The 7,305-nt window shown below is 34.1% G+C and carries 5 protein-coding genes and 1 pseudogene; 5 read left to right on the top strand and 1 reads right to left on the bottom strand.

Annotation, left to right across the window (positions count from 1 at the left end; all coding sequences use genetic code 11):
• The first annotated feature begins 636 nt into the window (after positions 1-636).
• From ACP6PM_RS34945 to ACP6PM_RS34925, 5 genes and pseudogenes are all read left to right on the top strand, one after another.
• Positions 637-801: a zinc ribbon domain-containing protein gene (locus tag ACP6PM_RS34945; protein ID WP_426591467.1), complete on the top strand. Its 165-nt coding sequence runs from the start codon at positions 637-639 to the stop codon at positions 799-801.
• A 264-nt stretch (positions 802-1,065) separates the two neighbouring features.
• Positions 1,066-1,527: a DUF2267 domain-containing protein gene (locus tag ACP6PM_RS34940; protein WP_426591466.1), complete on the top strand. Its 462-nt coding sequence runs from the start codon at positions 1,066-1,068 to the stop codon at positions 1,525-1,527.
• Positions 1,528-2,851: 1,324 nt separating this feature from the next.
• Positions 2,852-3,106: pseudogene (locus ACP6PM_RS34935) on the top strand (YHS domain-containing (seleno)protein); the annotation flags it as partial.
• A gap of 246 nt (positions 3,107-3,352) precedes the next feature.
• Positions 3,353-4,339, top strand: coding sequence for an arsenosugar biosynthesis radical SAM (seleno)protein ArsS (arsS, locus tag ACP6PM_RS34930; RefSeq protein WP_426591468.1), 987 nt, complete (start codon positions 3,353-3,355; stop codon positions 4,337-4,339).
• Positions 4,340-5,080: 741 nt separating this feature from the next.
• Entirely contained in the window at positions 5,081-5,410 is a 330-nt protein-coding gene (locus tag ACP6PM_RS34925) for an ArsR/SmtB family transcription factor (protein WP_426591465.1), read from the top strand.
• Between the two features lie 564 nt (positions 5,411-5,974).
• Here the strand turns inward: ACP6PM_RS34925 and ACP6PM_RS34920 are convergent.
• Positions 5,975-6,721, bottom strand: coding sequence for a GTPase (locus ACP6PM_RS34920; protein WP_426591463.1), 747 nt, complete (start codon positions 6,719-6,721; stop codon positions 5,975-5,977).
• Positions 6,722-7,305 lie beyond the last annotated feature (584 nt).

The following is a 7,305-nucleotide window of genomic DNA, read 5'->3' as shown; positions in this document are numbered from 1 at the left end:
CCGAAGGTAAATTCCTTTCTATACATAGCTTTCAACTAGCTTGTCACCCCGTGAGGTTTGAACTACTTGTTAATATTAACTGTTCCCTATTCCCTATTCCCTGTTCCCTATTACCTATACACTTACTTTCATACCTTAATTTAGGGCGTTGGTGAATGGGTAATGCTTTTGTCTCAAATCTCTATGAAAAAACTATGGTTGTACGGTTCATAAATATTGAAGAGCATTACTTAATCACCAACCCCGGTTTTTATGAGTTTCGTAGACAGCTAAAATACAAGTGTGAGCTATATGACTCTGAGCTAATTTTTGTGGATAAATGGTAACTCGCTCTAAAACTTGCAGTAGGTGTGGAACTGAATCGCGAGTCTCTGTTTTTATCAGAGCGCGTAATCAAATTGCGAACACTGCAATTTTAGCTGCGACGGAGACTTGAATGCAGCATTAAATTTAGCTATGGCGGGCAGTTATATCTCCGCTCCGCTAACGCGTTTCGCAACGCTGGCGCGAAACAAACGCCCGTGACAGTATGTGGATTGGATAACGCCGACGTTGCCAGATAGAAACAGGAATAGAACAGGCTATCTATAGAAAATCATAGATTTATATAGATAATAATAAGTTTCTAAGAACGGCGTGAATGTCATGGCAATCCCACCAGCTTATACTAGTCAAACCTCCCATCAATGCCTACATATTCATCTAGTTCCAGACAAGTATTATCGAAGCGGGAAAAACTTTAAATGTGGAAATTGCGATCGTGCCTGCGACGCAGACTACAACGGAGCAAAAATGATCTAATTTTAGGGCGCATCTGTAACCACGCGTGGAGGCTCGAAGCTTCGCGCGCTGTGAACTCAGCTATGATTCTTCAGGGCTACTGAAAGCTCGCACCATAGCGTAGCTTGGTGTCGCGAAGGTGTTACTATATAGACTTTCAGAAAAGTGCTGATAGCTGAAAAACTTTTGCCTGTTGCCTATTTCCTATTCATTTTACCAGTTATCTTTAAAGCATATTAGCTTATGATATTATATCAATAATCTAATAAAATCAAGGGTATAATTATGACTGATTCTCAACAAGTTCCTGTAGATGAAAAATTTCTACCTTTTCTCCAAAAAGTTCGGACTCAAGCAGGATTACCAGATATTTACGATGCTAGAGATATTAGTGTTATTGTATTTAGGACAATGCGTGATTTGATGACAACAGAAGTATCTAATCAGGTCGCCTCAGACTTAGCTTCTAGTAGTGAAAAACCAGACCCAGATGAAATAGGGGAACTTTGGAAAGATAATAACCCACTTGTTGCTTTTCTGAGTAAAATTCGTCCTCCACTTATATTTAATGGCGATACTTTTATTTTCCGAGTTAACCAAGAAGCTGGAGTTCCCAAAGGAATTGCACCCGAAACTGTAATTAAAGCTGTTTTTTCTGCTACTAAAGAAGAATTATCTCCAGAGAAAGTTCAAGAAATAGCTAGTTTTATGCCGGATAAAGTTAAGATTATGTGGAACGAAGCTTAGAAAATTGGTAAGCATTTCCTGGGGAATGCGGAGCTAACAGTCATCAGCTATTAGCTAGCCTCCTACGAAGGAAGTACATTTTTTTCTTCGGAATGCTAATAGCTGAGTGTTTGCCTAAAAACTTTTAGCACTATTAGTTAAAGTATAAAATTCAAAGCGCTGAGAAAAATCAGTCTCTCCATAAATATTAAAAGTAATAGTTGCCTCTTCTCCCAAAGGTTGAACAGAATGAAGGCATCTGGCATCAAACTAATAATATCTCCTGCTTCTAAAATTTGAGTTCCCACTTGTTCAATAAAGTGTTAAAACTGACCAACTTGTATTTGGATATGGTTCTAAATAAAACGTTTGTAACTAAAGAGAAGTATCTAATAATAAACTCACTAGGGGAGGATTTTTCTGTAGTCTATTTTGGTCATTTTGTTCTTTTGAAAGAATATCTTATAACTCTGTGAGAAAACGATAAAGTCAATATGTATGTATGGGTATTTGTCTGTGAATGATAGAGTTGAAAATTTCACAGTTACCGTCTTTCTTTACTAAAAAATTACGATTTTTCATAAGGATGTAAATTTTTCAGCTTTTGGATATAATTATAGAATTATTTATTCGATAAATATAGGAAATAATTGATTATTATTGATTTCTTAATTGTTTCTCAGGTTAGATTCAGCTTACCTAGATTTAATTATAAGTATCTGCTAGTTAATAATAAAAAAAATAAGGAAAGTTGATTTATATGAAACTGTAATATTTTCTAAAATTTGTTATATTTCTCTTTTGAGTGTGAGAATAGCTACTGGTTATATTGCTAATTCTAAATCAAATACTACTACAAGTGCAGTGATCGCATAAAATCTTTGTGTAGCCAAAAATTCTTGTGCCGGAACTAATACCATGTTCGGTAAAACATTTATAATTAGGTTCTTAGTTAGGCTTGAGCAAAAAGACAAGTAATTAAAGGGCTAGAGCAAAACTACAAACAAAAACTTTATTAGAAGTAATTATCCGCAATTCGTAGCTCCCCTGGTGGGGCAGATGATATAACCCCTGTGCTGGTAAAAACTCAGAAAATATCTATAGGAATCAGGAATGATTTTGATAGATATTTAAGAACAATTAAGAGCGATCAAAATCCTTTGATATTCTGACTCGATCCTCCTGACTCCTGACTCCTAATTACCGCTAAAATCTTACAACTGAAATATGATTGCTGTGTATAGAGAACAATGTTGCCATTTGTGGCACAGATATAGTAGCCTACTTTACCCAAAGTAGAGCAGTGCCAAACAGCAAATATTAATATAAATGAAAAGGGGCAAACTGGTATTTTTCTAGTGCTGAAAACCAAGAGTTATTTGCTCAAAATCTAGAAAAATATGCACCTCAATATGATGGCTATTGCGCTTATGGCACGAGAAAAGGACAACTAGCTCCCGTTAACTCCAATGTCTGGTCAATTGTTGATAGAAAACTCTATTTAAACTATAGTAAAAAAGTAAAAAGCTTGTGGAACAAAGAAATTCATGGCCATATTGATTTAGCCGATCAAAATTGGTCAAAAATAGCTAGTAAATAAGTAGTTAGTCAATATGGCAATTACCACATTGGTGAGATACAAAACTTTTTTATCTTACTGGAACAAAAAAGAAGGAAGAGAGAAAAATACTGTACCTTATTAATATAAGAACCGTTATATTATTATCTCTGGTTAATAGATGGGAATATTTAGGAAAAAGCTCAAGTAAAACTTTCTCAAGTCAATTCCCATCCGTTAAATTTTTGCACAATTAATTTCTTGAATTCGTTATTAAAATTTATGGCAATGATTCAAACAGCTTTTACGCCTTTCCAAACCAAACTTGGCACAACCTTAACTAAGAAAAAAATCACTGTTTTACAGATTAATCTTGGCAAACGTTGTAATCTAGCCTGTAGTCATTGTCATGTGGAAGCTAGCCCAAAAAGAACAGAAGAACTTACTGGAGAAATTTGCGAACAATTAATTGAGTTAATTAATAGATTTCCCCAAATTGAAACAATTGATTTGACGGGGGGTGCGCCAGAAATGAATTATGGTTTTAAACAATTGGTTGAAGCTGCAAGAGCCAAGAATAAAGAAGTAATTGTTCGTTCTAATTTGACAATTTATTTCGTGCCAGGATTTGAAGATATTCCAGAATATTGCGTTGAAAATAAACTCAGAATTATTGCATCCTTACCTTGTTATTTAGAAGATAATGTTGATAAGATGCGTGGCAATGGTGTGTATAATGAATCCATTCTGGCATTGCAATGGTTGAATAGATTAGGATACGGAAAAAACCAAAATCTAAGAATAGATTTAATTTATAATCCTCCAATTCCCAATAGAGATAAATTTGCACTTCCTCCCAATCAAAAAAATCTAGAGCAAGATTATAAGAATTATTTAAAAGAACATTTTAAGGTGGAGTTTAATCAACTGTTCACAATTACTAATTTACCCATAGGTAGAACTAAAATGTTTCTGGAAAACCGAAAGATATATCAGCCTTATCTAGAATTTTTAGAGTCAAATTTTAATAGGGAGACTGTAGAAAATTTAATGTGTCGGAATGAATTATCAATTGATTATTTAGGTAATGTTTATGACTGCGACTTTAATCAAATGGAAAATATTCCGGCTGAAACAAGGAAAGGTGAAAAAATTACATTAGCTAAGTTATTAGAAGCTAATAGTTTAGACATAATTGAACAAGTGCAGACAGAAAATTATTGTTATGGTTGTACCGCAGGTTGTGGATCTAGCTGCGGTGGTTCATTAGTGTAATTGAGACACAGAAAAAATATTGGTAACCTTTGGCTGTCAGTCCTTAACTTCATAGCTAAAATAAAAGCTTGATTTAAACCCCATCCTTAAAAGCCGGATACTATTGCTCAGAGCTAACAGCGGGCTAGCTGAATGGTTACAAAATCAGTTTAACAATGAATAATTACTTCTTCTTAAAAAGAAGAAAATTGACTCAAAGGAACATTTTTTATTTTTTTCGACTTAAAAGGAGAAGCTTTAAATCTTAATAATTAATTCTTTGGGAACTTTAGTTATTCCTAATAAATGTAACTTTTCGTTTATGAAAAAAAACTTAATGCAGACTACTAATAGGTGAATGCTTACCTATAAATAATATCAAATCCGGTTATCATAGTGATTTATCACAACCGGATTTAGTATAATTATTATTGGCAGGATTAGAGAAACTCCCATTCCCATTGGAAGTAAATCAATTGACATTTTTTTTATTGCTATAATACTGAATACTGAATATTTTAGGGGTTTGCTCTCCAAACCTCTACAGACTGTTATGTTATTATTTGAATTGACTGAATTGCCAACCTCTATAACTTCCCGATGCCATAAAAATGTGATATGATAAAAATTAGTTATGCGTAATAGACATCTCCGAAAAAGAATGTAGGGAAGTTCCATATAACTTTCCTACAAGAGTTTGAAAAAAGAAATATTTAATTTCTGGAAATCTGTAATTAAATCAGCAAATCATCCTAAAAATTAATGCCACAAACATCCCTAAAATCATCTCCTACTTTTGTAGCAGCAAGCTTTCATGCACTTTCTGATCCCTTACGAATACAAATATTAGAATTGTTGCGGAAACAAGAATTATGTGTATGCGATATATGCGATCGCCTGAATGTTCCCCAGTCAAAACTATCTTTTCATCTAAAAAATCTTAAGGAAGCTTCCTTAGTTCAAGGTCGTCAGAATGGTCGTTGGATATATTACAGTCTGAATTTATCTCAGTTGAAAATTTTAGAACAATATTTAGCAGAATACAAAAATATTAACCCCTTCCCAGCCCAGCTTTGTGAAAATAATGATTAATATCATGTCCGAATGAACAGTTATAAATAATTTAGGCAGGAGTAAGGAGTCAGGGGTGAGAAGTGGTGGAAAAAAGAATATATCAGGAGGAGAGGAGGAGAAAGTTTTTGTTTCGCTACACGACATGTAACGCGGAGCGGAACGGAGTTCTATCGCCAATTAGGCGGACATGATATAACTTCAATACCTGGTAAAAGTCTTTCCACTCAAGAGTAGAAAAATGTGTATAAAGGGGTATGAAAATACTGACAATAGTAACTATAATTTTTACCAAAATAGCATCATCTCTAAGAGATTGTTTGTAAAGGAAATATAAAAAGGAGATAGGGAACAGGGAACAGGGAACAGGGAACAGGGAACAGGGAATAGGGAATAGGGAATAGGGAATAAGGAGGAAGAAATCAAGACAAATATTTGTCGCTTAAAAATCTAGGAATATATGTACTGAATACTTCTCTACCTACCAAATTTCAATCTCTTGAAGTATTACCGCTTTTAGATTTTAGTCACTCGCATGTTCTCTTAATACTTATTTTACAAACAGTCTCTAAGTAATCACCCTACTCAACCTCTTGCTTTTGCCGTTGCCTTCTGAATATATTGGAGGATAAGCTCAAAATTATTCCGAATTTCTCTTAGTTGTTTTATCCAACTATTAGAAGCAGCTATAGCTTCCTCTTCCTGTTTTAGCGCTGCAGCAATTTGTTTTTCAATCTCTGTATAAACCTGAGTTTCAAAATCAGATAATTGTGATTCTATTAAACTGTGGCGATAGTTAACAATTTTTTCCTCTTCTTCTCCAGCTTCATCAGACATTTTATTAATAACTAACATCATTTTCCAGCGATAACCTTTGTCATAAGCTAACTTTTTGAAATTCTCAACTGTCACAGAGTCAAATAACATATAAGTCAGACAAAAAACTAATAAATCAGCTTTATTAATTGCCTCATAAGTAATCTCATCATGTTCTTGACGTTCCGTAAAAAGTCCGGGAGTATCTATTACTTCAATACCATTCCAGTCATAAGTTATAGTTTTGTCACTGGCAATATCCGCATCTATTTTAATATCCCGTTTTCCTGTCAAAGCAGAAATAATTGTAGATTTACCTGCGCTATATTGTCCGACAAATGCAACTTTAATTGCACCTTGCTCTCGATATTCTTTTAATTCTTGCCGGAGTTGTTTGCGGATAGCAGTTAATTTTTCTTTATTTCCATCGGCTAGTAATTTGTCAAACTTGACCAGAACTTTCTTAAAATTAGAGCCAACTTTAGCAGCTTGGAATTGTTGATTTGTGTTAGTCATTTTTTTCGCTCCTAATTTTGTAGAGTGGATGAATTTTTTGGGCTGATTAATATATTTTGTTCTATAAGGGTTTAAGTCACCAAAACCTCTATCTTAATTGGCAACAAAATTCATTTTCTAGGGAGACTTTTTTCCCAGAACTAATTTCACAAATAGCCAGAGAATTTTGCCGAGGGGTTGAGTTTCCAAAACCTCTATCTTAATTGGCAACAAAATTCATTTTCTAGAGATACTTTTTTCCCAGAACTAATTTCACAAATAGCCAAAGAGTTTTGCCGAGGGGTTTAAGTCACCAAAACCTCTATCTTAATTGGCAACAAAATTAATTTTCTAGAGATACTTTTTTCCCAGAACTAATTTCACAAATAGCTAGAGAATTTTTCCTGGTGTTTGAGTCTGGAAACCCTTTCTCTTGATTGGCAGCAAAATTAATTTTCTAGGGAGACTTTTTTCCCAGAACTAATTTCACAAATAGCTAGAGAATTTTTCCTGGTGTTTGAGTCTGGAAACCCTTTCTCTTGATTGGCAGCAAAATTAATTTTCTAGGGAGACTTTTTTCCCAGAACTAATTTCACAAATAGCCA

The organism is Dapis brunnea BLCC-M229, assembly GCF_050015995.1.
In the GTDB taxonomy this organism is placed as follows: Bacteria; Cyanobacteriota; Cyanobacteriia; order Cyanobacteriales; family Microcoleaceae; genus Trichodesmium.
This window is presented reverse-complemented; position numbering and strand designations above follow the sequence as displayed.